Here is a 22,528-nt window from a genome sequence, read left to right on the forward strand (position 1 = left end):
CAGACACACAAACCCCTACTACCCACAACCCCACGGCCATGACCCTCAAAGATTGGTGAACCACTCCGACCAGACGGAGCGCTGAACCAGATTACCGTGAAGCCTTCGCATCCGCAAACCGACTCGCCGTCAGTCCGTGGGGTATTCACTTCCCGGTCGCCGTCCCGTCCCGCGCTGTGCGCTCTGGCCGGGGCAACGAGATGTAACTCTAGACCGAGGCGGCCCGGGCAGGCAACTCAGAACCCCGTGACCTGCATCGCAGACTGGAACACCCGGGTTCTCACTCCGTTGGCTTCACCGACTCCCGTCCGCGAACCGCGGCCACGATCGTCCACACCAGGATGCCTGCCCCGCACACGATCCACCCGGCGGCACCGAGCGGACCGGCCAGCGCTCCGTCCGCCGGAGTCGCTCCGCCGATCAGGAGATAGATGCCCGCGGCACCGTTGAGTGCACCGTGTGCCACGACCGCGGGCCACACCGTCCTGCAGCGGAGCCGGAGCCACGAGAACCAGGCCCCCACTCCTATGCACCCGGCGATCATGAGGAGGACACCGGTCATGTCCGGACGCGCGAAGTTGTACCCGAGCAGAATCAGCGGCGCATGCCACACTCCCCACACCACACCGGAGAGCAGCAGGGCGAGCGACACTCCCGTACGAGAGACCAGTGCCGGCAGCAGGTAGCCGCGCCAGCCCAGCTCCTCACCCGCGGCAAGGAGCCCATTGGGAAGCACGGCGGCGAAGGGGATCATCGCCAGTTGCGCCGCGACCAGGGCACCCACCGGAAGGCCCGCCTGGGCCGCCGCCGGGCCGATGGCGGGGAAGGTCGTGTCCACGTGGAGCCAACCGCAGGCCACAGCGACGCCCACGGAGGCCGCCACGAGCACACATGTGCCGAGGATGCCGAGCGCGCAGCTCTCCAGCAGGCGCAGCAGTGCGCGGCTGCGAGACTGCGCGGGCTCCACGCCGGGTGCGGCGACCACACCCAGCACACGGAGCATCTCGCGGAACCTCACGCCCTCCACCCAGCGCAGGGTGATCCACGCGGCGAGCAGCGGGGTGAACATCATGGCCGAGGGAAGCACCGCCACGGCGGTGAGGAACGCCTGGCTCTCGCCCAGGCTCTGGAGCGCCGCCGGGTCCACGAGGCCGGAACGATCGCCGAACACCGGTACGCCGGCGGTGAAGTACCAGAGCGGAGCGGCGACGCACCAGGCCAGAACCAGCGCGAGGAGACTGAACACGAGGATCCCGCGCCACGACGCCGGCTGCTCCCGCTGCCATGTGCCTGCTCGCGTCACCATCATGTCCACTTCCTCTCCCCGTGTGCGTCTCCGCCGGCGCTGATGCCGCTCACTCCGCTCACCGGTCCGGTCCGCTCACCCTCCGGTCCGCCGCTTGATCCGGTCAGCTGCCGGAGACCACCAGGGCGCCCAGCGTCTTCTTGCCGCGGCGCAGGACGATCACACCGTGGTCGCCGGCGGCCAGCACGTCGTCGGTGGACAGCACGGCGTCCTCACCGGAGACCTTGACGTTGTTCACGTAGGCCCCGCCGTCCTTGAGCGCGCGGCGGGCCTCGGACCTGGACTTCACGATCCCGGCCTCGGCGAAGGCCTCCGCCACCGGCAGCCCCGCCGCGACGGCGGCGGCGCTCACGGTTCCCTGCGGCAGCTCGGCCGTGGCGGCGGCGAGGACGTCCGGGGCGATGGCCCGCAGCTCTCCTCCGCGGAAGAGGGCCTCGGCCGCGGCGAACGCCTGCGCGGTCTGCTCCTCGCCGTGCACCAGCGCCGTGATCTCCTCCGCGAGGGCCTTCTGCGCGAGCCGCGTGTGCGGAGCCTTCTCGAAGCGCACCCGGATGTCCTCGATCTCCTCCAGGGAGCGGAACGAGAACACCTTGAGGTACTTCACCACGTCGCGGTCGTCCGCGTTGAGCCAGAACTGGCTGAAGGCGTAGGGGCTCGTGAGCTCCGGGTCCAGCCAGACGGTGCCGCCCTCCGTCTTGCCGAACTTGGTGCCGTCCGCCTTGGTGATGAGCGGTGTCGCCATCGCGTGGACCGTCTTCTGCTCCACCCGCCGGACGAGGTCCGTACCGGAGGTGAGATTTCCCCACTGGTCCGAACCGCCCGTCTGCAGGGTGATCCCGTGCCGGCGGTAGAGCTCGAGGAAGTCGTTGCCCTGGAGGATCTGGTACGAGAACTCCGTGAACGAGATGCCGTGCTCGCTGTTGAGCCGCGTCGACACGGTCTCCTTGGCGAGCATGCGGTTGACGGAGAAGTGCTTGCCCACGTCGCGCAGGAAGTCGATCGCGGTCATCTGCCCGGTCCAGTCGAGGTTGTTCACCATCTGCGCCGCGTGGGGGCCGGAGAAGTCGAGGAAGCGCTCGATCTGGGAGCGGATCCGCTCGACCCAGCCGTCCACGACCTCGCGCGGGTTGAGGGTGCGCTCCCCGGACATGCGCGGATCGCCGATCAGACCAGTCGCGCCGCCCACCAGGGCGAAGGGATTGTGGCCGGCCTCCTGCAGCCTGCGGGCGAAGAGGATCTGCACGAGGTTGCCCATGTGCAGGCTGGGCGCCGTGGGGTCGAATCCCACATAGAAGTTCACGGCCTCCTCGCGCAGCGAGCGCCGGAGCGCGTCTTCGTCGGTGGACAGGGCCACCAGGTCGCGGGCCTGGAGCTCGCTGAGGATGTCGGTCACGGTGTTCCTTTCGCTTCTCTCGCGCCGCCCGCCCCTGCAGCCGAGGTCCCGGCCGGGTCGCGGTCGCACGCCGTGCCAATTCTAGACATCCGTGCGGAGCGGACAGGAAACCGCCCGCTCCGCCCCGGCGAGGAGCCGAGGAGGAACGGGCGGTGCCGGCGCGGTCGGACCGCACGGCGGAGTCCGGGGCGGCGGAGGATCAGCGCAGGCGCTGACCCGCGAACTCCCGCAGGGCGGACAGCTGCGCACGTGCGTTCTCCAGCTGCGCGGCGACGGCCGCGCGGGCGGTGCCGCCCTTGGCGCTGCGCGAGTCGATGGACCCGTGCGTGGTGAGGACCTCGCGCACCTCCGGAGTGAGATGCGCGGAGATGCCCGCGTAGTCCGCGCCCGTGAGGTCCCACAGCTCCACGCCGCGGGACTCCGCGAGCGCCACGGCCTCGCCGGAGAGCTCGTGCGCCACCCGGAACGGCACGCCCTGACGGACGAGCCACTCCGCGATGTCCGTGGCAAGGGCGAATCCGCGGGGAGCGAGGTGCTCCATGCGGTCCGTGTGGAACACCAGGGTCGCGACCATGCCCGTGAAGGCGGGCAGCAGCAGCTCCAGGGTGTCCGTGGCGTCGAACACCGGCTCCTTGTCCTCCTGCAGATCACGGTTGTAGGCCAGCGGCAGGGCCTTGAGCGTGGACAGGAGACCGGTGAGGTCGCCGATCAGACGGCCGGCCTTGCCGCGCGTGAGCTCCGCGACGTCCGGGTTCTTCTTCTGCGGCATGATCGAGGAGCCGGTCGAGAAGGCGTCGTCGAGGGTGATGAAGGAGAACTCCTTCGTCGCCCACGCGATGATCTCCTCGCTGAGCCGGGACAGGTCGACGCCGATCATCGCGGTGACGAAGGCGTACTCCGCGAACACGTCCCGGGAGGCGGTGCCGTCGATCGAGTTCTCCACCGAGTCCGCGAAGCCCAGCTCCGCGGCGACGGCCTGCGGGTCCAGCCCCAGGGAGGATCCGGCGAGCGCACCGGAGCCGTACGGGGAGACCGCGAGGCGGGCGTCGAGGTCGCGCAGCCGCTCCACGTCCCGCATGAGCGGCCAGGCGTGCGCGAGCAGGTGGTGCGCCAGCAGCACCGGCTGGGCGTGCTGCAGGTGCGTGCGCCCCGGCATGGGTGCCTCCGGGTGTGCGGCGGCCTGCTCCACCAGCGCCTCGACCACGTCGAGGACGAGGCCCGCGATCACGCGCGCATGATCGCGCAGATACATGCGCCCCATGGTCGCGATCTGATCGTTGCGCGAACGGCCCGCCCGGAGGCGGCCGCCCAGCTCCGGTCCCGCGATCTCCATGAGGCCGCGCTCCAGGGCGGAGTGGACGTCCTCGTCGGAGTCCGCGGCGGTGAAGGTGCCGTCGACCACGCGCGCCTCGAGGGTGTCGAGGGCCTCGAGCATGCCCCGCAGATCCTCGTCGGAGAGCAGTCCCGCGCGGGAGAGCACCCGGGCGTGGGCCCGCGAACCGGCGATGTCGTAGCGGGCGAGGCGCCAGTCGAAGTCCGTCGACTTCGACAGCTGGGCGAGCGCATCCGCGGGGCCGGCGGCGAACCGGCCGCCCCACAGGCTGACGCGCTCCTCTCCCCCGCCGCTGCCCGGGGCCTCGGCGGCTGAGCTCACAGCTCGTTCCGTCCGAACTTCACGTCGCGGGCCGCAGCCTGCTTCGAGGACAGGCCGTAGATGTCGATGAAGCCGCGGGCGGCGGACTGGTCGAACGTCTGGCCCTCGTCGTAGGTGGCGAGTCCGAAGTCGTAGAGCGTCGAGTCCGAGCGGCGGCCCTCGACGGTCGCGCGACCGCCGTGCAGGACCATGCGGATCTCACCGGACACGTACTCCTGGGAGGCGTCGATGAACGAGTCCAGGTTCTTCTTCAGCGGCGAGAACCACTGGCCGTCGTAGACCAGCTCGGTCCAGCGCTGGTCCACGAGCTTCTTGAAGCGGGCCTGCTCACGCTCGAGCGTGATGTTCTCCAGCTCGCGGTGCGCGCTGATGAGCGTCATGGCGCCCGGGGCCTCGTAGACCTCGCGGGACTTGATGCCCACGAGGCGGTCCTCGACGATGTCGATGCGGCCGATCCCCTGTGCGCCCGCACGCTGGTTGAGCTCCTCGATGGCCTGCAGCGGCGTGACGTCGCGGCCGTCGATCCTCACCGGGACGCCCTGGGCGAACTCGATCGTGACCTCGTCCGCCGGCGGCGGGAACGCCGGATCGTCGGAGTAGTCGTAGACGTCCTTGGTGGGGCTGTTCCAGATGTCCTCGAGGAACCCGGTCTCCACGGCCCGGCCCCACACGTTCTGGTCGATGGAGAACGGGTTGGACTTGGTGGTGATGATGGGGAGCTCGTTGCGCTCCGCGTACTCGATGGCGGCCTCACGGGTGAGCGCGAGGTCCCGGACCGGTGCGATGCACTTCAGGTCCGGCGCCAGCGAGGTGAGCGAGACCTCGAAGCGGACCTGGTCGTTGCCCTTGCCCGTGCAGCCGTGCGCCACGGTGGTCGCGCCGAACTGGCGGGCCGCGCGCACGAGGTGCTTGGTGATGAGCGGGCGGGAGAGCGCGGACACGTTGGGGTAGGAGTCCATGTACAGCGTGTTGGCCTTGAGGCCCTGCATGCAGTACTCGTCCGCGAACTCGTCGCGGGCGTCGGCCACATAGGCCTCGACCGCACCGCAGTCCAGCGCGCGCTGGCGGATCGTCTCGAGGTCCTCGCCGCCCTGGCCCACGTCGACGGCCATGGCCACGACCTCGGCGCCGGTGGCCTCGTGGATCCACCCGATCGCCACGGAGGTGTCGAGCCCGCCGGAGTAGGCGAGCACGATGCGTTCAGTCATTGCTTGTTCTCCTTAGTCATTCGCTTCGCGTCTAGTCTGCTACATCCGTCCGCCCGGCCGCTCACGCGTCCGGCATCCGTCCGTGCTCGCCCTGGCCGGCGAGTTCGAGGAACAGCCGCGTGAGCCGCTCGCCGTCCTCGTCCCCGGAGGCGATGACCACGACGGTGTCGTCGCCGGCGATCGTGCCGATCGCCCCGCGCACCACGGAGCGGTCGATCGCGCTCGCGAGGTACTGCGCCGCCCCCGGAGGGGTGCGGAGCACGACGAGCGCGCCGGAGCGCACCGCGCTCACGAGCACCTCCTCCAGCAGCCGCTGGAGCTTGGCGTCGAAGACGTCCGCGCCCTGTGCGGCGAAGAGGCCGGCCCGGTCGCCCCCTTCGCCGGGCACCGCGTACACCGCGCCCGAGGTGCCCCGCACCTTGACCGCGCCCAGTTCGCCCAGGTCGCGGGACAGGGTGGCCTGCGTGACCTTCACCCCGTGGTCCGCCAGCCGCCGCAGCAGCTCCGACTGCGAGGACACGGGCTCGCGCTCGATGAGGGAGACGATAAGCCTCTGGCGTGCGGTCTTGGTCTGCGGCTGCGCGGACTCGCCGTGGTCCATGCCGCTCTCAGCTCCGGGCCAGGAGCCAGGTCAGCAGCGCCTTCTGCGCGTGCAGCCGGTTCTCCGCCTCGTCGAACACGACCGAGGCCGGGCCGTCGATGACGGACGCGGCCACTTCCTTGCCCCGGTAGGCCGGCAGGCAGTGGAGGAAGATCGGATCGTTCCCCCGCTCCATGAGCTCCTCGGTCACCTGGTACTTCGCGAACGGGGACGCCTCGTCGTCACGGCCGGCGGCATCCTGGCCCATCGACACCCAGGTGTCGGTCACGAGGACGTCAGCGGCCTCGGCGGCGGCGACGGGATCGTCCGTGACGGTGAGCGAGCCACCGGTCGCGGAGGCGAGCGCAGTCGCCTCCGCCACGACGGACTCCGCCGGCTGGTAGCCGGCGGGAGCCGCGATGCGCACGTGCATGCCGGCGTTCACTCCGCCCAGGGCGTACGAGTTCGCCATGTTGTTCGCGCCGTCGCCGTAGTAGGTCAGGGTGAGGCCGGCGAGGCCGTTGCCCTCACCGGTGCCCCGATGCTCGCGGATGGTGAGGAGGTCCGCGAGGATCTGGCACGGGTGGTAGTCGTCGGAGAGCGCGTTGACGACCGGTACGCGGGAGTGCTCGGCCATCTCCTCGAGGCCGGCCTGGGCGAAGGTGCGCCAGACGATCGCGGAGACCATGCGTTCGAGCACGCGGGCCGTGTCCGCGATCGACTCCTTGTGGCCGAGCTGGCTCTCGCCGGGGTTGACGATGAGCGGGCTCCCGCCCAGCTGGGACACGCCCGCGGCGAAGCTCACCCGGGTGCGGGTGGAGGTCTTGTCGAAGAACACCGCCACCGTCTGCGGCCCCTCGAGCGGTCGCTGCGAGTACGGGCTCTCCTTCAGCGAGGCCGCGAGGTCGAGCACCTCGGCCTGCTCCGCCGGGGTGAGGTCGGTGTCCTTGAGGAAGTGCCGGGTCATGATGCTCCTTCTTCCGCGGCCTGGGCGGTGAGTGCCGCCCGGTGCGCGGATGCGACGATTCCGGGGAGTGCGCGGACGAATCCGAGCAGCTCCTCCTCGGTGATGATGAGGGGCGGGGCCAGCCGCAGGCGCGAAGCGGTCACGGGATTGACGATGTAGCCGGCCTCCAGCGCGGCGGCGGCGACCTCCTTGGCCCGTCCGTCCGTGAGCTCGACGCCGAGCAGGAGACCCGCACCGGTGACGTCCGCGACCTCGGCGAGGCCGCGCAGGGCGTTCCGCGCCGCGGTGCCCACCTGCGAGACCTGCTCCACGACGCCCTCGGCAGCGAGCGTCTTCAGGACCGCGTGCGCGGCGGCGGTCACCACCGGGTTGCCTGAGAACGTCGATCCGTGCTGGCCCGCCTGGAGCAGTCCGGTGACCGCGCTGCCGAAGGCGACGGTGGCGCCGATCGGCATGCCGCCGCCGAGGCCCTTGGCGAGCGTGACGACGTCCGGGCTCACCCCCTCCCCGATCTCCGGGTCCTGGAAGGCGAACCAGTGGCCGGTGCGGCCCACGCCGGTCTGCACCTCGTCGAGGACGAGCAGCGCGCCCACCGCGCTCGTGGCCTCCCGTGCCGCCGTGAGGTAGCCGGTGGGGTGGCGGCGCACGCCGGCCTCCCCCTGCACGGGTTCGAGGATCACGGCGGCCGTGTCCGCGTCGACGGCGGCGCGCAGCGCCGCCTCGTCGCCGAAGGGCACGTGCACCACCCCGGGCACGCCCGGTTCGAAGGGCGCACGGTAGGCGGCCTTCGAGGTGAGCGCCAGTGCACCCATCGTGCGTCCGTGGAAGGAGCCCTCGACGCAGACGATCTTCGACCGGCCGGTCCTGCGCGTGATCTTCAGCGCCGCCTCATTGGCCTCGGCCCCGGAGTTGGAGAAGAAGACCGTGGAGCCCTCCGGCGCCTTGAGCAGGGAGAGCAGCGTGTCCGCGGTCTCGATCTGCGGGCGGGAGGCGAAGAAGTTGGAGATGTGACCGAGCGTGGAGATCTGCTCCGTGACTGCCTCGACGATCGCGGGATGCGCATGACCCAGTGAGTTCACGGCGATGCCGGAGAGGAGGTCGAGGTACCGGGTCCCCGTCTCGTCCCAGACGTGGCATCCCTCGCCCTTCACGAGCAGGCGCTGCGGTGTGCCGAATACGGGCATGAGCGCGCCGCGGTACTCCGACTGCCAGTCCGCGTGGTGGTCCGGATCGCTCATGTGTGTGCTCCTCCTGGATGTGCGGGGGTGTGTGCGCCCGCAGAGTGTGCGTCAGCGGTGTGCTGCGGTTCCGGCTCGTGCGTGACCATGGTGCCGATGCCCTCGGAGGTGAAGACCTCGATGAGGAGCGAGTGCGCCACGCGGCCGTCGATGATGTGCGCCTGGTGCACCCCGGCGTCCATCGCCTCCAGCGCGGCGGTCATCTTGGGGATCATGCCGGAGTCCAGGCGGGGAAGCAGCTCGCGCAGCTCCTCCGGGCTGATGCGCGAGATGAGGCTGTCCCGGTCCGGCCAGTCCCGGTAGAGCCCCTCGATGTCCGTGAGCATCACGAGCTTGTCCGCCCGGATGCGGCGGGCGATCGCTGCCGCGGCGAGATCCGCATTCACGTTGAGCGGCTTGCCCGCCTCCCCGCCCATCTCCGCGGCGATCGAGCAGATGACGGGGACCCGCCCGGCATCGAGCAGCTCGTGGAGGAACTGCGTGTTGACCTGCTGGATCTCGCCCACCCGGCCCAGCTCCACGACCTCGCCGTCCACCACGGCGGTGGTGGGGGTCGCGAGCAGCAGGTCCGCGTCCTCGCCGGAGAGGCCCACGGCCGCATCGCCGTTCATGTTGATGCGGGCCACGATCTCCCGATTCACCTGGCCCGCGAGCACCATGCGGATGACCTCGGCGGCCTCCTCGCTGGTGACGCGCTGGCCGGCGCGGAACTCGCTCTCGATGGCGAGCCTGCCCAGCATCGCGTTGATCTGCGGGCCGCCGCCGTGCACCACGACGGGTTTGAGGCCGGCGAAGCGGAGGAAGGCGATGTCGTCCGCGAAGCTCTGCTGGAGCTCAGGCGTGATCATGGCATTGCCGCCGTATTTGATGACGATGGTGGCGCCGGCGAACTCCTTGATCCACGGCAGGGCCTCCGTGAGCACCGCGGCCTTGGACTGCGCCTGCACGAACCGCTCCTCGCTGTTCATCTCAGCAATTCCCCTCTCCCCGACCACTGTGGGCCGCGGTGTCGATTCCGCCGCTGCCGCCGCTCCGACCTTCTCTCTCCAGCCGGCATGAACCCGCCGCTGCACTGCGCTCACGTCGAGTACGCACTGTTCTCCTCCACATAGTCGTGGGTGAGGTCCGAGGTCCACACCGTCGCGGACTCCTCACCGGCATGGAGGTCGATGACCACGTCCACGCGGCGGGAGAAGACCACCTGCTCCGGATCCGCGTCCGGGGTGGAGCCGGTGCAGACCTGCACGCCGTTGATGGCGACGTCGATCGCGGTGGGTTCGAACTCCGCATCCGTCACGCCCACCTGCGCCACGACCCTGCCCCAGTTGGGGTCCTCACCGAAGATCGCGGCCTTGAAGAGGTTGGAGCGGCCGACCGCGCGGCTCACCGTGACGGCGTCGGCCACCGTGGCCGCGCCCCGCGTCGTGATCGCGATGTCGTGATGCGCGCCCTCCGCGTCGACGTGGAGCTGACCGGTGAGGTCGAGGCACGCCTGGGTGATCGCCTCCGTGAGCTCGGCCTCGCTCGGACTCGTGCCGGAGGCGCCGGAGGACATGAGGATCACGGTGTCGTTGGTGGACATGCAGCCGTCCGTGTCAAGGCGGTCGAAGGACACGGAGGTCGCCGCGCGCAGGGCGCGGTCGAGGACCTCCTGGTCCACGGCGGCGTCCGTGGTGAGGACGACGAGCATGGTCGCGAGCCCCGGTGCGAGCATGCCCGCGCCCTTGGCCATGCCGCCCACGCGGTAGCCCCCCCGCTGCAGCGCCACCGTCTTGGCCACGGTGTCCGTCGTCATGATCGCCTCGGCGGCGCTCCTGCCGTGCGCGTCCTCCGCACCCGCGGCCTCGACGAGCCCGGGCAGCCCCTCGACGATCCTGTCGCGGAAGTCCTGACCGCCCACGCCGATGAGGCCCGTGGAGCACACCAGCACGTCCACCGGGGAGACCCCGAGGAGCGCGGCCGCACGCTCCGCGGTGAGATGCGTGGTCTGGAAGCCGAACTCGCCGGTGTAGCAGTTGGCTCCGCCGGAGTTGAGGACGACGGCCCTGGCACGGCCGTCAGCGCTGGCCTGCTCCGACCACAGCACGGGGTTCGCCTTGCAGCGGTTGGAGGTGTACACGGCCGCGACGGCGTCCGCCGGCCCGTCGTTGACGACGAGTGCGAGGTCCGGCTTGCCGGAGGGCTTGAGGCCCACCGTGAGCCCTGCGGCGGAGAAGCCCTGCGGATGGGTGACGGTCATCGGTGCGCTCCTGACGGGAAGTGGGGGTGGTGGGTGCTCACGGCGCGACGCCGTCGACGGGGAGGGCGAGCGCCTCGTCCAGGCCCAGCGCGAGATGCGCGGACTGGAGCGCCTGGCCGGCGGTGCCGCGGACCAGGTTGTCGATCGCGGCGGTGACGAGGACGGTGCCGGCGCGGTCGTCGATCCCGTACTGGAGATGCGCGGAGTTCGACCCGGTCACGGAGCCGGTGCGCGGCCACTGCCCGGTGGGGAGGACGGTGACGAAGGGCTCCTCACCGTAGGCGGAGGCGAAGGCCTCCGCGGCCCGCGCAGGGGCTTCGGCCGCGGAGACCCCGGCGGCGAGCGGTGCGCTCACGGTCGCGTGGATGCCGCGGGCCGTCGGCACGAGGGTGGGGGTGAAGGAGATGCGGACGCCGCCGTCGTGCTGCTCCTGGGCGGGGATGCCGAGCACCCGGGCGAGGTTCTGCTCGATCTCCGGGATGTGCCGGTGGGTGCCCGCCTGCGAGTACGAGCTCACGTCGCCGAGGATCTCGCCGGCCAGCAGGTGCGGCTTGAGCGCCTTGCCCGCGCCGGAGACCCCGTTGGCCAGCGTCGCGGTGAGGCAGGTGGGATCGACGAGGCCGGCGGCGAGGAGCGGCTGGACGGCCAGGGTCACCGCGGTGACGTTGCAGCCCGGCACCGCGATGCGCTTCGCCTCCCGCAGCACCTCGCGCTGCTTCGTCCCGTCTGCGTGCATGAGCTCCGGCAGCCCGTAGTCCCAGCTGCCCTGGTGCTCGCTCCGGTAGAAGTGCTCCCACGCCCACGCCGAGGTGAGCCGGTGGTCCGCGGCGAGGTCGAGGATGAGGGTCTCCGGGCTCGTGGCGGCGAGCTCCGCCGCGATGGCGCCGGAGGCCCCGTGCGGCAGGGCGAGGACCACGACGTCGTGGCCGGCGAGCGTCTGCGCGTCGGAGGGCCTGATGACCATGTCCGCGTACGAGCCGAGGTGCGGCTGGTGGGCGCCGAGGCACTCTCCCACCGTGGAGTGCCCTGCCACGGTGGTGACGGAGAGCTGCGGGTGGCGGGCGAGGAGGCGCAGGACCTCGCCCCCTGCATAGCCGGTGGCGCCGGAGACGGCGACGGTGAAGGTCTGCATATGCATAACCATACGCACCATCGCGTTTTTATCCAAGTCCGGGGAGGGGCACCCTCGCGCACTCCCTCCCGGCCTCCGCGCGGTGAGACGCTCCGCACAGTGAGACGCGGGCCTCCCTCAGGGCGTTCCGGCTCCTACGATGGGAGCGACCGGACGACGACGGCACGCGCGGCGTGCAGGCGAAGGAGCAGAGCATGGCTGAGCAGATGAAGGCGGTCCGCGCGATGAGCGCAGGAGGCCCCGAGGTCCTGGAGTACGGCACGGCCGACGCACCCGCGGCCGGCCCCGGCGAGCTCCTCGTGGACGTGCGGGCCGCCGGGGTGAACTTCATCGACACCTACCGGCGCTCCGGCGTCTATCCCATGGACTATCCGCACATCGTGGGCGTCGAGGGCGCCGGCGTGGTGGCCGAGGTGGGCGCGGGCGTCACGGACTTCTCCCCCGGCGACCGCGTGGCCTGGCACGACGCCCCCGGCTCCTACGCCACCCGCGTGGCCGTGGCGGCGGACATGGTCATGCGCGTGCCGGAGGGCGTGGACTTCGAGGCCGCCGCAGCCCTCCCCCTCCAGGGGCTCACCGCGCAGTACCTGGCCACGGGCTCGCACCGGGTGGAGGCCGGTCAGACGGCCCTCGTCCACGCCGCCGCCGGCGGTGTGGGCCTGCTCCTCACGCAGATCGTCAAGCATCTGGGCGGGCGCGTGATCGGCACCGTCTCCACCGAGGAGAAGGCGGAGCTCGCCCGTGCGGCGGGCGCGGACGAGGTCTTCCTCTACGGCGACGGCGTCGACGTGGCGCAGACGGTCCTCGACCTCACCGGGGGCCGCGGGGTCGACGTCGCCTACGACGGGGTCGGCAGGGACACCTTCGACGCGTCGCTGAAGGCCACCGCCGTCCGCGGTTCGCTCGTGCTGTTCGGCGGGGCGAGCGGACAGGTGCCGCCGTTCGACATCCAGCGGCTCAACTCCGGCGGCGGACTCTTCCTCTCCCGGCCGTCGCTGCAGTGGTTCGTGCGCACACCGGAGGAGCTGCGCGAGCGCTCCTCCATGCTCTTCGACGGACTGGAGACCGGCTGGCTGGACTTCCGCGTGGGGCAGACCTTCCCGCTCGCGGACGCTGCCGAGGCCCACCGCGCACTCGAGGGCAGGCGGACGACGGGCAAGGTCGTCCTGGTGCCGTGAGGCGAACGGGAGCCGCCCCTCGCGCCGCTCCCGTGTGAGGAGTCACAGTCCGTCACAGTCACGTGGCGGACTGTGACGTTCTGTGTCGATTCTGGTCGTACTCCTCAGTAGGGTGGCCCACCCTTGAGTGGCATGCCGCAGGCGTGCGCCGGCGGCATGCCGGCCCGCAGAGGTCTTCAGGGGGACGCACACGTGATCGAACTGACCGAGCTCCGGAAGGAGTTCGCCGGGGTGACCGCTCTGGACGGCATCACCCTCCGCGTCGAGGAGGGCTCGATCCACGGGATCGTGGGCCGGTCCGGCGCCGGCAAGTCCACCCTCATCCGCTGCCTCACAGGCCTGGAGCGCGCGAGCTCCGGGCAGGCGCTCATCGCCGGCACGGACATCACCCAGCTCAGCAGCGCCCGGCTCCGGGCGGCACGCCGGAACATCGGCATGGTGTTCCAGCACGCCAATCTCCTCGACTCGCTCACGGCGCTGGGCAACGTCGAGCACCCGCTGCGCGTGGCCGGTGTGCCGCGGAGCCGGCGGCGCTCCCGCGCCCTCGAGCTGCTCGAGCTCGTGGGCCTGGCCGATCGCGCGCAGAACCATCCGGCGCAGCTCTCCGGCGGTCAGCAGCAGCGGGTGGGCATCGCCCGCGCACTCGCCTGCGAACCCAAGATCCTGCTGTGCGACGAGCCCACCTCGGCGCTGGACTCCTCGACCACCAGTCAGATCCTGCAGCTCATCTCCTCGCTGCGGGACCGCCTGGGCATCACGGTCCTCATCATCACCCACGAGATGGCCGTGGTCCGCGAGATCTGCGACTCCGTCACCCTCCTGGCCGCGGGCCGGGTCCAGCAGAGCGGGTCACTGGGCGAGATCCTCAGCGCGCCCGGCACTCCCCTGGCCAAGGACCTCGTGCCGCTGCCCCACGTCCCCGCGGCCCAGGAGGGCACCAGCGTGGAGGTCGCCCTGGCCGGCACCTCGGTCTCCGCGCTCTTCGACGCGGCCCGCGCGGCCGGCACGCCCATCGTCTCCGTGGAGGCCGGCACGCTCGAGGTCATCGACGGCGTGCAGACGGGCCGCCTCCGCATCACCCCCGAGCGGCCGGAGCACCGGGCCACGCTCGTCCGTGCGCTGGCCAGCGCCGGCTACCACGTGGAGGACGCCGCCTGATGCACACCCTGTACTCCCACGCCGTGCTCACCGCCGTCACGCCGCGCGAGCGCCCCACCTGGTTCGACAACCCGGCCATCACGGTCGAGGCGCTGCCGTCCCTGGGCGAGACGATGCTCATGATCCTCTTCGCCACTCTGTTCTCCGTGGTGGTCGGCCTGCCGCTGGGGATCTGGCTCTACTCGAGCGCCCGCGGCGGGCTCGCCCCCAACGGCGTGGTCTACCGCGTGCTGTCCGCCGTCGTGGACATCACCCGCTCCATCCCCTTCATCATCCTCATGATCGCGCTCATCCCCTTCGCCCGCTTCGTCACGGGGGCGGCACTGGGCTGGCAGGCCACCGTCGTCTCCCTCACGGTGGGAGCCATCCCGTTCTACGCCCGCCTCGTGGAGAGCGCGCTGCGGGAGATCCCCGGCGGCAAGATCGAGGCCGTGCAGATGATGGGGGCGAGCAACTGGCAGATCATCCGCCAGGTCCTCGTGCCGGAGGGCCTGCCCGGCCTCGTCTCCGCCGCGACCGTCACCGCCGTCACGCTCGTGGGCTACACGGCGATGGCCGGCGCCGTGGGCGGAGGCGGCCTCGGCGCACTGGCGATCTCCTACGGATACCAGCGCTACCAGGCGGACACCATGATCGCCTGCATCGTCCTGCTGGTGGCAGTCGTCATGCTGCTGCAGCTGCTGGGCGACGCCCTGGCGAAGGCCGTCGACCACCGCAGGTGAGCGCGGCCCCTCCCCGCGGCCGGCGCACGCGGCTCCGCGCTGCCCGCTTCCATACCGTCCCATGACCCCACCCGACCTCGCACACATCCACACAAGGAGCATCATGCGCAAGCACCTCGTCCTCGCGGCCGCCGTCGCGGCGACCGCCCTCACCCTCTCCGCCTGCGGCGCCGGCGGCGGAGAGTCCTCCGTGGGCACGGAGGCGGACGGCGTCACCACCCTCAAGGTGGGCGCCACCCCCGTCCCCCAGGGCGACATCCTCAACTTCGTCGACGAGAACCTCGCCGCGGACGCCGGCCTGGACATCGAGGTCGTCGAGTACACCGACTACACGCTGCCCAACAAGGCGCTGGTGGACGGCGACATCGACGCGAACTACTTCCAGCACATGCCCTACCTGCAGTCCGAGGTGGACGGCCAGGGCTACGAGATCGCGGCGTTCGAGAGCATCAACATCGAGCCCTTCGCGCTGTTCTCCGAGTCCGTCGACAGCGTCGACGAGCTGCCGGACGGCGCGCAGATCGGCATCAACAACGATCCCTCCAACCAGGGACGCGCGCTCGACCTCCTGCAGAAGTCCGGCGTCATCACGCTCGACGACTCCGTGGACGTGACGACCGCGACCATCCACGACGTGGCGGAGAACCCCAAGAACCTCGAGTTCGTCGAGGCCGACGCCGCACAGCTCGCCCGCACGCTCGCGGACGTCGATGCCTCCGTCATCAACGGCAACAACGCGCTCGAGGCAGGCCTGTCCCCCACGAAGGACGGCATCCTCGTCGAGGAGGCCGAGGGCAACCCCTACGGCAACTTCCTCGCGGTGCGCTCTGGTGACGAGGAGAACGAGGCCATCGTCAAGCTCGACGAGCTGCTCCACTCCGATGAGGTCCGCACCTTCATCGAGGAGAACTGGCCCGACGGTGAGGTCGCTCCCGCCTTCTGAGCCGGCGGCGGGCCGGGCTGCACAGCCCGGGCCGAACGCCGCGATCCCTCAGGCGACGTCCGCGGTTCCACGGCGTCCCTGAGGGATCGCGGCATTCAGGAGGTGCTACCAGAGCAGGGCGCGGCGGTCCCGCAGCGCAGGTGCGAGCACGAGTCCGGCCAGCACCATGCCCGCCATGAGCACCCAGGCACCGAAGTACGTGAAGATCGTGAGCTGCTCCGCCAGCGGCGGGCCGAAGTCGAACGCCATCATCACGACACCGCCCAGCACCAGGGCCGTGGCGAGCACCACCTGGACGAGCTGGTCCACCACCGTGCGCACGAGGTTGCGGATGAGATCCGTCGTCAGCCCGCTCGTGCCGATGTCGAGGCTGCCGTCCTGCAGGTGCTTGACCACACGGGACACCTCGATGGGCAGAGAGGCCAGCGCCGGCAGCGTCGCGTTCGCGTAGAGCGCCGTGTCGTCGAGGGTCTTCCGGAGGTTCCGGGAGCCCGCGAGCACCTCTCTGCCGTGCGAGCGGACGAGACCGAGCAGATCGCTGCGCGGGTCGAGCTTCCGGAGGCTGTCCTCGAGCGTGGTGATGGCCCTGAACGCCTGTGCGACAGCGGTGGGCATCGCGAAGCCGTGGTCGAACACGAAGTCCAGCAGCTCCCGGAAGAAGCCCGAGGCCGCTCCGCCCGAGCGGCCGGCCGCCGTGGGATCGGCGCTCTGGCTGGGCTCCTCCGCGCCGCCGGAGTCGAAGCGCAGCATGATCTGGCCGATCTCCCGCTGCATCCGCCGCAGGTCCGTCCCGGGCGGCATGCCGAACATGTCGATGACGGCGTTGGTCGCCGCCTGCGAGTTCTGCTTGTCGAAGGCCAGCAGCAGTGTGAGCACGTCGCGGCGGTCCCGCGCGTCCAGGCGCCCGACGGCGCCGAAGTCGATGAGGCCCAGCGTGCCGTCCGGCGCGACCATGATGTTGCCCGGGTGCAGATCCGCGTGGAAGACCCCGGTGTCCAGCATCTGGCGGGCGATCGTCATGAACAGCTGCTCGCACATCTCCCGGCGCACCAGCGTGGACGTCCCGGCCAGCGCCTCCGCGCTGCGGGACAGCGGCCGGCCCGCCATCCTGTCCATGACCAGCACCCGCTCGCCGGAGAGCGCGCCGTAGACCTCCGGGATGCGCACGATGCCGCCGCGGGGCGCGTCGTCCGGGGCGCCGGAGCCCGCTCGCCCGCCCAATGCGGTGGAGACCTGTGCGACGGAGCGGCCGAGGATCGTCATCTGGCGGGCCTCGCCCCGGTAGTCCAGCTCCTCCGCCAGCGACTCCACGAACCCGCGGGCGATCTCCACGAGCCCGATGCTCTTGGCCCACTGCGCGGAGTTCTCGAACCGCTCCGCGAGATTCATGATGATGGCGGAGTCCGCACGCACCTGTCTGCGCAGATTGGGCCGCTGGACCTTGACGACGACCTCCTCACCGCTGTGCAGGACCGCGCGGTGCACCTGCGCCACCGAGGCCGCCGCGAGGGGCTCCTCGTCGAACTCGCGGCACACCTCCTCCAGCGGACGCCCCCAGGCCTTCTCCAGCTCCGGCCGGATGGTGGAGAAGGGCACCGGCGGCACCTCCGACTGCAGCGCGGAGAACTCCTCGACGAACTCGCTGGGGATCATGTCCGCACGCGTGGCGACGAACTGCCCCAGCTTGACGAAGGACACCCCCGCGGCCGCGAGCGCCTCCGCCGCCGTCCGTGCGAGCTCCCTCCGCGAGACGCGCAGGCTGGGCATTCGCGGTTTGAGATACCGGCGCAGGCCGAAGCGGAACAGGATGCCCTGGATCTCCCACAGCCGCCTGGTGGTCCGGTACCAGGACGGCATCCGCGCCGCCGTCCGCGCCACCTGCGTGAAGGAGCCCGAGGGCAGCACCAGTTCGATGGCCAGCATGACGTAGAGCTGGATGGTGAGGAACCAGCCGAAGATGAGCAGGAACACCATGACGGCAGGGAAGCTCATCCCCAGGAACGGCACGTCGCCGCGCTGGGTGATCTGCAGCATCTCGAACGCCTGCAGGGTCACCGGCCAGATGGACAGGCCCATGACGAGGGAGACGAGCGTGTTGCGCAGAGCGCCGGTCCCCACCGTGATGAGACGCCGGACGAGCGCCCCCACGACCACGGCATTCACGAGTCCGAGGACGATGGTCCAGAAGACGTTCATGCCACCCTCCCGGGAACGAGCCGAACTGCGGTGCGAGGACAGTGCACGGCGGCGGAGCAGCGTCTCCGCCGCCGTGACCAGGCTACATGGGCACGGTGAGCACCCGGGTCCCGTCGGAGAGGTCTCCCGGGATGAGACCGGAGGCCGCTTCGCGCAGCGCAGCCGGGGTGTCCCTGCCGGCCCGCACGAACCTTCCGGTCCAGGCGTCCAGCTCCCCGGACGCCAGCGTGAGAGCCAGCTCGACGACGTCCGCGGGATCCGTCCAGTCCGCGGCCGTGCGGTGATCGTGCATGGGCATCGACTTCGTCATGTCCGACTCGATGACGCCCGGTGCCATCTCGAACACCCGCAGGCCCCGTTCGTGGCCGTAGTCCACGAGCGACTGGGCGAGGCGGAACAGTCCGGCCTTCGACGCGGAGTAGGCCGCGTGCGCGGACGTGCCCTGCGCGCCGGAGCCGGAGTTGAGGTCGATGATCCGCACCGGCGCCCCGCTGGACTCCGCGGTCGCCAGGAGCCCGGGCAGAAGCGCCCGAGTCACCCGGAAGGCGCCCACGAGATTGGTCTCCAGCACGGCGGCCATGTCCTCGGCGTCGATCTCCCAGACCGGGCCCTCCGCCTTCTCCACGATGCCGGCGTTGTTCACCAGCACACACAGCGGCGCGTCCCACTCCCGGCCCAGGGCCTCGACCGTCTCCGCGAGCGCGGCCACGGAGGCCGGATCCGTCTGGTCCAGAGCCGTGCCGCGGACGCGCGGAGAGAGCACCGGGGCCGAGGCGCCGGCGCCTGCCGCTGCCGCGATCTCACCGGCCGCACGCTGTGCGGACTCCTCCCCACGGGCGGTGAGGAGCACCGGGTACCCGGCACGGACGAAACCCTCCGCCAGATGCCGCCCGATCCCCCGGGCACCTCCGGTGACGAGCACGAGGCTGTGGGCGTAGGCCGCACTGCCGGCTGCCCGGCCTCCTGCATCAGCCGCCGTCATGACCGGACCTCCGCGCCGTGTGCCGCAGCGGCCGCGGCGGTGGCCCGCTCCCGCAGCGCGGAGGCCTCATCGGCCGTGAGCGTGCGATCCGCGGCGCGGAAGGTCATGCGCAGCGCCAGGGACTTGCGACCGGCCGGCACCTGGTCCCCGCTGTAGACGTCGAACACCTCCAGCGACTCCAGCTCCTCACCCGCAGCGGTGCGCAGGGTCTCCATGAGCTCCGCTGCCGGGAGCGCGGCGTCGACCACGAGCGCCACGTCCTGCCGCGACACCGGGTAGGTCGAGAGCACGCCCGCCCACGTGCGCGAATCGGGTTCTGCCACGAGCGCATCGAGATCGATCTCGAAGGCCACGGTGCGTGCAGGCAGGCCCAGGTTCTCGCACACCTTGGGGTGGAGCTCGCCGGCCCAGCCCAGCACGGCGCCGGAGGCGAGCTCGATCCGGGCGCAGCGGCCGGGATGCCACGGCGCACGCGCGTCCGCCCTCACGGTGACGGTCTGCCCGCAGCTGCGGGCGATCTCCCGGACGAGCTCGATCGCGTCATGTGCGTCCGCCCGGCGGCCGGCACCGGCCACGGACGGCGGCACCGCGTGGCCGGCGAGCACACCGGCGACGTGGAAGGGCTGGTGAGGGACGCTGCCGAAGACGTCCTCCAGCTCCGCGGCCGTGGGGTGGTAGCCCGGCAGGAAGCGCGGACCCGGACGGTCGCTGGGGCGCCCGCCCTCGGTGACCTGGCCGGCCTCGAAGACCGCCACGTCCTTGAACCCGCGGCCGGTGTTGCGCACCACGGCGTCCGTGAGGGTGGCGAGGAGGCTTGAGCGCATGAGCGGCCGGTCCTCGCCCAGCGGGTTCGCGATCCGCACCATCGCCCTGCGCGGGTCGTCCTCGCCCAGCAGCATCTGGTCCGCGCGCTCCGCCGAGGTGAAGGGATAGGTGAGCACCTCGCTCAGCCCGGAGTCCGCCAGCAGGTTCGACACGCGGCGGCGCGCCCGCTGGGCGGCGGTGAGACCGGAGCCGCCCGGTGCCTGCGGCACCACGGAGGGGATCTCCCCGTAGCCGCCGGCACGGACGATCTCCTCGACCAGGTCCACGCCCTCGGTGAGGTCCGGACGCCAGCTGGGCACCGTCACGCGCAGCATCGGCACCTCTGCGTCCGCGTCCGCCGGCACGGCCTCGGCACCCACGGCGGCGAGCAGGTCGACGACCTCCTCCTGCGAGTACTCCACCCCCACCCGGCGCGTCGCCAGGTCCGCGGGCAGGTCGATGACGCGCCGTGCCGGGGCGCTGCCCGCCTCGGTCACGTGGGGGCTCACCGTGCCGCCCGCCAGCTCCGCCAGCAGGTCCGCCGCACGCCGCGCCGCCGCGGGCCCGAGCTCCGGGTCCACACCGCGTTCGAACCGCCGGGCCGCCTCACTGGGGAGCTTGTGCCGGCGCGCCGTCCGCGCGATCGTCACCTGGTCGAAGTGGGCCGCCTCCAGGACGATGTCCGTGGTGGCGTCCGTGACCTCGAGTGCGGCCGAGCCCATGACACCGGCCAGGCCGATGATGCGGCTCCCCGGCGCACCGTCGCCGGCGTCCGTGATGAGGAGGTCCTCCGGGTCGAGCGTGCGGGTGACGTCGTCCAGTGTCGTGAGCTTCTCACCCGCCTGCGCACGGCGGACGGTGATGGTCCCGGAGAGCTTGGCCGCGTCATAGGCGTGCAGCGGCTGCCCGAGCTCCAGCATCACGTAGTTGGTGACGTCCACCGCGAGGCTGATGGGCCGCATGCCCGCCTCCAGCAGCCTGCGCTGCATCCAGAACGGCGTGCGCGCCTGCGGGTCAGTACCGGTGACGGTCACGGCGGTGAAGCGCGAGCAGCCGGGCACGCCGTGGATCGGGGCGGCATCCGCGAGCTCAACCGGATACCCCTCGGCGTCCGGTGCCTCGACCTGGACATCCGCCGGATCCGCGAACTCCTGCCCCTTGAGCATGGCGAACTCGCGCGCGATCCCGCGCATGCTCAGCTGGTAGCCGCGGTCCGGGGTGACATTCACGTCGAGGGTGACGCGGTCGAGGCCCAGCAGGGCGGTGGCGTCGTCCCCGGGCTGCAGCGCGGCGAGCTGCTGCTCGTCCAGGCCCAGGCGGGTGAGGACGATGATCCCGTCGTGGTCCTCGCCCAGCCCCAGCTCCCGGGCGGAGCAGATCATGCCGTCGGACACGTGGCCGTACGTCCTGCGCGCTGCGATCGCGAAGTCACCGGGCAGCACCGCACCCGGGAGAGCGGCGACGACGAGGTCGCCGGCGGAGAAGTTGTGCGCGCCGCAGACGATGCCGCGCGGTGCGTCCTCGCCCACGTCCACCTGGCACCAGTTGACGGTCTTGCCGTTGGAGTGCTCCTCCGGCTCCGCCGAGAGGACCCGGCCCACCGTGAGCGGGCCGGAGACCGTGGGACCGAAGAAGTCCTCCTCCTCCAGTCCGATGCCGGCGAGCTCCGCGGCGAGGGCGTGCGGATCCGGTGAGACGGAGGTGTCGACGTAGTCGGAGAGCCATTCGAGGGGGACGCGCATCAGGCGTTCACCCCGAAACGAGCGGAGAAGCGCAGATCGCCTTCCACCATGTCATGCATGTCGTTGATGCCTTCCCTGAGCATGAGCGTCCGCTCGATGCCCATGCCGAATGCGAATCCCTGGTACTCCTCCGGGTCCAGCCCGGCCGCGCGGATGACATTGGGGTGGACCATGCCGCAGCCGCCCCACTCGATCCAGCCGGCGCCGCCCACCTTCTGCGGGAACCAGAAGTCCATCTCCGCACTGGGCTCCGTGAAGGGGAAGAAGGACGGTCGCAGACGCGTGAGCGACTCCGGGCCGAACATAGCGCGTGCGAACTCGTCGAGCGTGCCCTTGAGGTTCGCCATCGTCAGACCGCGGTCGATCGCGATGCCCTCGACCTGGTGGAACACGGGTGTGTGGGTGGCGTCGAGCTCATCCGTGCGGAACACCTTGCCCGGACAGACGACGTAGAGGGGCACCCCGCGCTCCAGCAGGCTGCGGGACTGCACGGGAGAGGTGTGGGTGCGCAGCAGCAGGCCGGCCTCCGGCGGATCCGCGAAGAAGGTGTCCTGCATCTGCCGCGCCGGGTGGTCCGGGCCGAAGTTCAGCGAGTCGAAGTTGAGCCACTCCGCCTCGATCTCCGGGCCCTCGGCCACCTCCCAGCCGTGCGCCACGAAGTGGTCCGCGATCTGCTCCTGCAGCAGCTGGAGAGGATGCCGGGCACCGGCGAGCCGGCGGGGTGCCGGCAGGGTGACGTCGATCGCCTCCGCGACCAGCACCTCGGCGTCCCGCTTGGCCTCCAGCTCTGCGAGCCGGGCGGCATGGGCCTTGTTCACGCGACCGCGGGACTGGCCGACGATCTTGCCCGCCGCGGCCTTCTCCTTCTTCTCGAGGGAGCCGATCTGCCGGTTGGCGAGGGCGAGTGGGGAGCGGTCCCCCATGTGCGCGATCTTCACGGCCTTGAGCTCTTCGAGGTCGCCGGCGGCGGCGAAGGCGGCCAGCGCGGCCTCCACTGCGGCGGTGACCGCCGCCTCGTCGCGGGGGTCGACGGGTGGCTGTTCGGCAGCACTGGGCTGAGTCATCTGCCTGCTTTCTCCTCACGGA

The 22,528-nt window shown here is 71.2% G+C and carries 18 protein-coding genes; 4 read left to right on the top strand and 14 right to left on the bottom strand.

Annotated features, from left to right (window positions below; all coding sequences use genetic code 11):
* Nucleotides 1-280 precede the first annotated feature (280 nt).
* The 10 genes from ABD240_RS13220 to argC all read right to left on the bottom strand — a co-directional run bounded on the left by ABD240_RS13220 (nucleotide 281) and on the right by argC (nucleotide 11,717).
* Complete coding sequence (locus ABD240_RS13220; protein ID WP_344337733.1) at nucleotides 281-1,309, bottom strand: CPBP family intramembrane glutamic endopeptidase; 1,029 nt, start codon at nucleotides 1,307-1,309, stop codon at nucleotides 281-283.
* A gap of 100 nt (nucleotides 1,310-1,409) precedes the next feature.
* Complete coding sequence (tyrS, locus tag ABD240_RS13225; RefSeq protein WP_344337734.1) at nucleotides 1,410-2,699, bottom strand: tyrosine--tRNA ligase; 1,290 nt, start codon at nucleotides 2,697-2,699, stop codon at nucleotides 1,410-1,412.
* A 199-nt stretch (nucleotides 2,700-2,898) separates the two neighbouring features.
* Complete coding sequence (gene argH, locus ABD240_RS13230) at nucleotides 2,899-4,353, bottom strand: argininosuccinate lyase (protein WP_291796505.1); 1,455 nt, start codon at nucleotides 4,351-4,353, stop codon at nucleotides 2,899-2,901.
* On the bottom strand, nucleotides 4,350-5,561 hold the full coding sequence (locus tag ABD240_RS13235) for an argininosuccinate synthase (protein WP_291796509.1): 1,212 nt from the start codon (nucleotides 5,559-5,561) through the stop codon (nucleotides 4,350-4,352). The genes argH and ABD240_RS13235 overlap by 4 nt, the downstream gene beginning before the upstream one ends.
* Before the next feature lie 61 nt (nucleotides 5,562-5,622).
* Nucleotides 5,623-6,162 (bottom strand): arginine repressor, encoded by a 540-nt coding sequence (argR, locus tag ABD240_RS13240; RefSeq protein WP_291796512.1) that lies wholly within the window; start codon nucleotides 6,160-6,162, stop codon nucleotides 5,623-5,625.
* 7 nt (nucleotides 6,163-6,169) lie between these two features.
* The gene (gene argF / locus ABD240_RS13245; protein WP_291796515.1) at nucleotides 6,170-7,108 is read right to left on the bottom strand and encodes an ornithine carbamoyltransferase; all 939 of its coding nucleotides are present in this window, start codon (nucleotides 7,106-7,108) and stop codon (nucleotides 6,170-6,172) included.
* Entirely contained in the window at nucleotides 7,105-8,346 is a 1,242-nt protein-coding gene (locus ABD240_RS13250) for an acetylornithine transaminase (protein ID WP_344337735.1), read from the bottom strand. Before ABD240_RS13250 ends, argF begins: the two co-directional genes overlap by 4 nt.
* Entirely contained in the window at nucleotides 8,343-9,314 is a 972-nt protein-coding gene (argB, locus tag ABD240_RS13255; RefSeq protein WP_291796521.1) for an acetylglutamate kinase, read from the bottom strand. The genes ABD240_RS13250 and argB overlap by 4 nt, the downstream gene beginning before the upstream one ends.
* A gap of 110 nt (nucleotides 9,315-9,424) precedes the next feature.
* Complete coding sequence (gene argJ, locus ABD240_RS13260; protein WP_344337736.1) at nucleotides 9,425-10,585, bottom strand: bifunctional glutamate N-acetyltransferase/amino-acid acetyltransferase ArgJ; 1,161 nt, start codon at nucleotides 10,583-10,585, stop codon at nucleotides 9,425-9,427.
* A gap of 37 nt (nucleotides 10,586-10,622) precedes the next feature.
* Nucleotides 10,623-11,717 carry an N-acetyl-gamma-glutamyl-phosphate reductase gene (gene argC, locus ABD240_RS13265; RefSeq protein ID WP_344337737.1) on the bottom strand — a complete coding sequence of 365 codons (1,095 nt, stop codon included), beginning with the start codon at nucleotides 11,715-11,717 and terminating at the stop codon, nucleotides 10,623-10,625.
* Nucleotides 11,718-11,923: 206 nt separating this feature from the next.
* Here argC and ABD240_RS13270 point away from each other — a divergent pair, with 206 nt between their 5' ends.
* From ABD240_RS13270 to ABD240_RS13285, 4 genes are all read left to right on the top strand, one after another.
* The gene (locus ABD240_RS13270; protein ID WP_344338137.1) at nucleotides 11,924-12,895 is read left to right on the top strand and encodes a quinone oxidoreductase family protein; all 972 of its coding nucleotides are present in this window, start codon (nucleotides 11,924-11,926) and stop codon (nucleotides 12,893-12,895) included.
* Between the two features lie 192 nt (nucleotides 12,896-13,087).
* Nucleotides 13,088-14,053: a methionine ABC transporter ATP-binding protein gene (locus ABD240_RS13275; RefSeq protein WP_291796531.1), complete on the top strand. Its 966-nt coding sequence runs from the start codon at nucleotides 13,088-13,090 to the stop codon at nucleotides 14,051-14,053.
* A complete protein-coding gene (locus ABD240_RS13280) occupies nucleotides 14,053-14,775 on the top strand; it encodes a methionine ABC transporter permease (RefSeq protein WP_291796534.1) in 723 nt (240 codons plus the stop codon). The genes ABD240_RS13275 and ABD240_RS13280 overlap by 1 nt, the downstream gene beginning before the upstream one ends.
* Nucleotides 14,776-14,878: 103 nt before the next feature.
* Nucleotides 14,879-15,718: a MetQ/NlpA family ABC transporter substrate-binding protein gene (locus tag ABD240_RS13285; protein WP_344337738.1), complete on the top strand. Its 840-nt coding sequence runs from the start codon at nucleotides 14,879-14,881 to the stop codon at nucleotides 15,716-15,718.
* A gap of 105 nt (nucleotides 15,719-15,823) precedes the next feature.
* Here ABD240_RS13285 and ABD240_RS13290 read toward each other — a convergent pair whose 3' ends face one another.
* The 4 genes from ABD240_RS13290 to pheS all read right to left on the bottom strand — a co-directional run bounded on the left by ABD240_RS13290 (nucleotide 15,824) and on the right by pheS (nucleotide 22,506).
* Nucleotides 15,824-17,914, bottom strand: coding sequence for an ABC1 kinase family protein (locus tag ABD240_RS13290; RefSeq protein WP_344337739.1), 2,091 nt, complete (start codon nucleotides 17,912-17,914; stop codon nucleotides 15,824-15,826).
* An 82-nt stretch (nucleotides 17,915-17,996) separates the two neighbouring features.
* Nucleotides 17,997-18,896 carry an SDR family NAD(P)-dependent oxidoreductase gene (locus tag ABD240_RS13295; protein ID WP_344337740.1) on the bottom strand — a complete coding sequence of 300 codons (900 nt, stop codon included), beginning with the start codon at nucleotides 18,894-18,896 and terminating at the stop codon, nucleotides 17,997-17,999.
* A complete protein-coding gene (pheT, locus tag ABD240_RS13300; RefSeq protein ID WP_344337741.1) occupies nucleotides 18,893-21,442 on the bottom strand; it encodes a phenylalanine--tRNA ligase subunit beta in 2,550 nt (849 codons plus the stop codon). The genes ABD240_RS13295 and pheT overlap by 4 nt, the downstream gene beginning before the upstream one ends.
* Nucleotides 21,442-22,506, bottom strand: coding sequence for a phenylalanine--tRNA ligase subunit alpha (pheS, locus tag ABD240_RS13305; RefSeq protein ID WP_291796549.1), 1,065 nt, complete (start codon nucleotides 22,504-22,506; stop codon nucleotides 21,442-21,444). Before pheS ends, pheT begins: the two co-directional genes overlap by 1 nt.
* Between the last annotated feature and the right edge of the window lie 22 nt (nucleotides 22,507-22,528).

The organism is Brevibacterium salitolerans (assembly GCF_039531405.1).
Lineage (GTDB): Bacteria > Actinomycetota > Actinomycetes > Actinomycetales > Brevibacteriaceae > Brevibacterium > Brevibacterium salitolerans.

Bases quoted from the DNA above. Each gene is read 5' to 3' on its own strand.
- ABD240_RS13285 (WP_344337738.1), top strand. From the start codon at position 14,879: ATGCGCAAGCACCTCGTCCTCGCGGCCGCCGTCGCGGCGACCGCCCTC.
- pheS (WP_291796549.1), bottom strand. From the start codon at position 22,506: ATGACTCAGCCCAGTGCTGCCGAACAGCCACCCGTCGACCCCCGCGAC.
- pheT (WP_344337741.1), bottom strand. From the start codon at position 21,442: ATGCGCGTCCCCCTCGAATGGCTCTCCGACTACGTCGACACCTCCGTC.
- ABD240_RS13270 (WP_344338137.1), top strand. From the start codon at position 11,924: ATGAAGGCGGTCCGCGCGATGAGCGCAGGAGGCCCCGAGGTCCTGGAG.
- ABD240_RS13295 (WP_344337740.1), bottom strand. From the start codon at position 18,896: ATGACGGCGGCTGATGCAGGAGGCCGGGCAGCCGGCAGTGCGGCCTAC.
- argC (WP_344337737.1), bottom strand. From the start codon at position 11,717: ATGCAGACCTTCACCGTCGCCGTCTCCGGCGCCACCGGCTATGCAGGG.
- ABD240_RS13290 (WP_344337739.1), bottom strand. From the start codon at position 17,914: ATGAACGTCTTCTGGACCATCGTCCTCGGACTCGTGAATGCCGTGGTC.
- ABD240_RS13235 (WP_291796509.1), bottom strand. From the start codon at position 5,561: ATGACTGAACGCATCGTGCTCGCCTACTCCGGCGGGCTCGACACCTCC.
- argF (WP_291796515.1), bottom strand. From the start codon at position 7,108: ATGACCCGGCACTTCCTCAAGGACACCGACCTCACCCCGGCGGAGCAG.
- argR (WP_291796512.1), bottom strand. From the start codon at position 6,162: ATGGACCACGGCGAGTCCGCGCAGCCGCAGACCAAGACCGCACGCCAG.
- ABD240_RS13250 (WP_344337735.1), bottom strand. From the start codon at position 8,346: ATGAGCGATCCGGACCACCACGCGGACTGGCAGTCGGAGTACCGCGGC.
- ABD240_RS13280 (WP_291796534.1), top strand. From the start codon at position 14,053: ATGCACACCCTGTACTCCCACGCCGTGCTCACCGCCGTCACGCCGCGC.
- ABD240_RS13220 (WP_344337733.1), bottom strand. From the start codon at position 1,309: ATGATGGTGACGCGAGCAGGCACATGGCAGCGGGAGCAGCCGGCGTCG.
- argB (WP_291796521.1), bottom strand. From the start codon at position 9,314: ATGAACAGCGAGGAGCGGTTCGTGCAGGCGCAGTCCAAGGCCGCGGTG.
- argJ (WP_344337736.1), bottom strand. From the start codon at position 10,585: ATGACCGTCACCCATCCGCAGGGCTTCTCCGCCGCAGGGCTCACGGTG.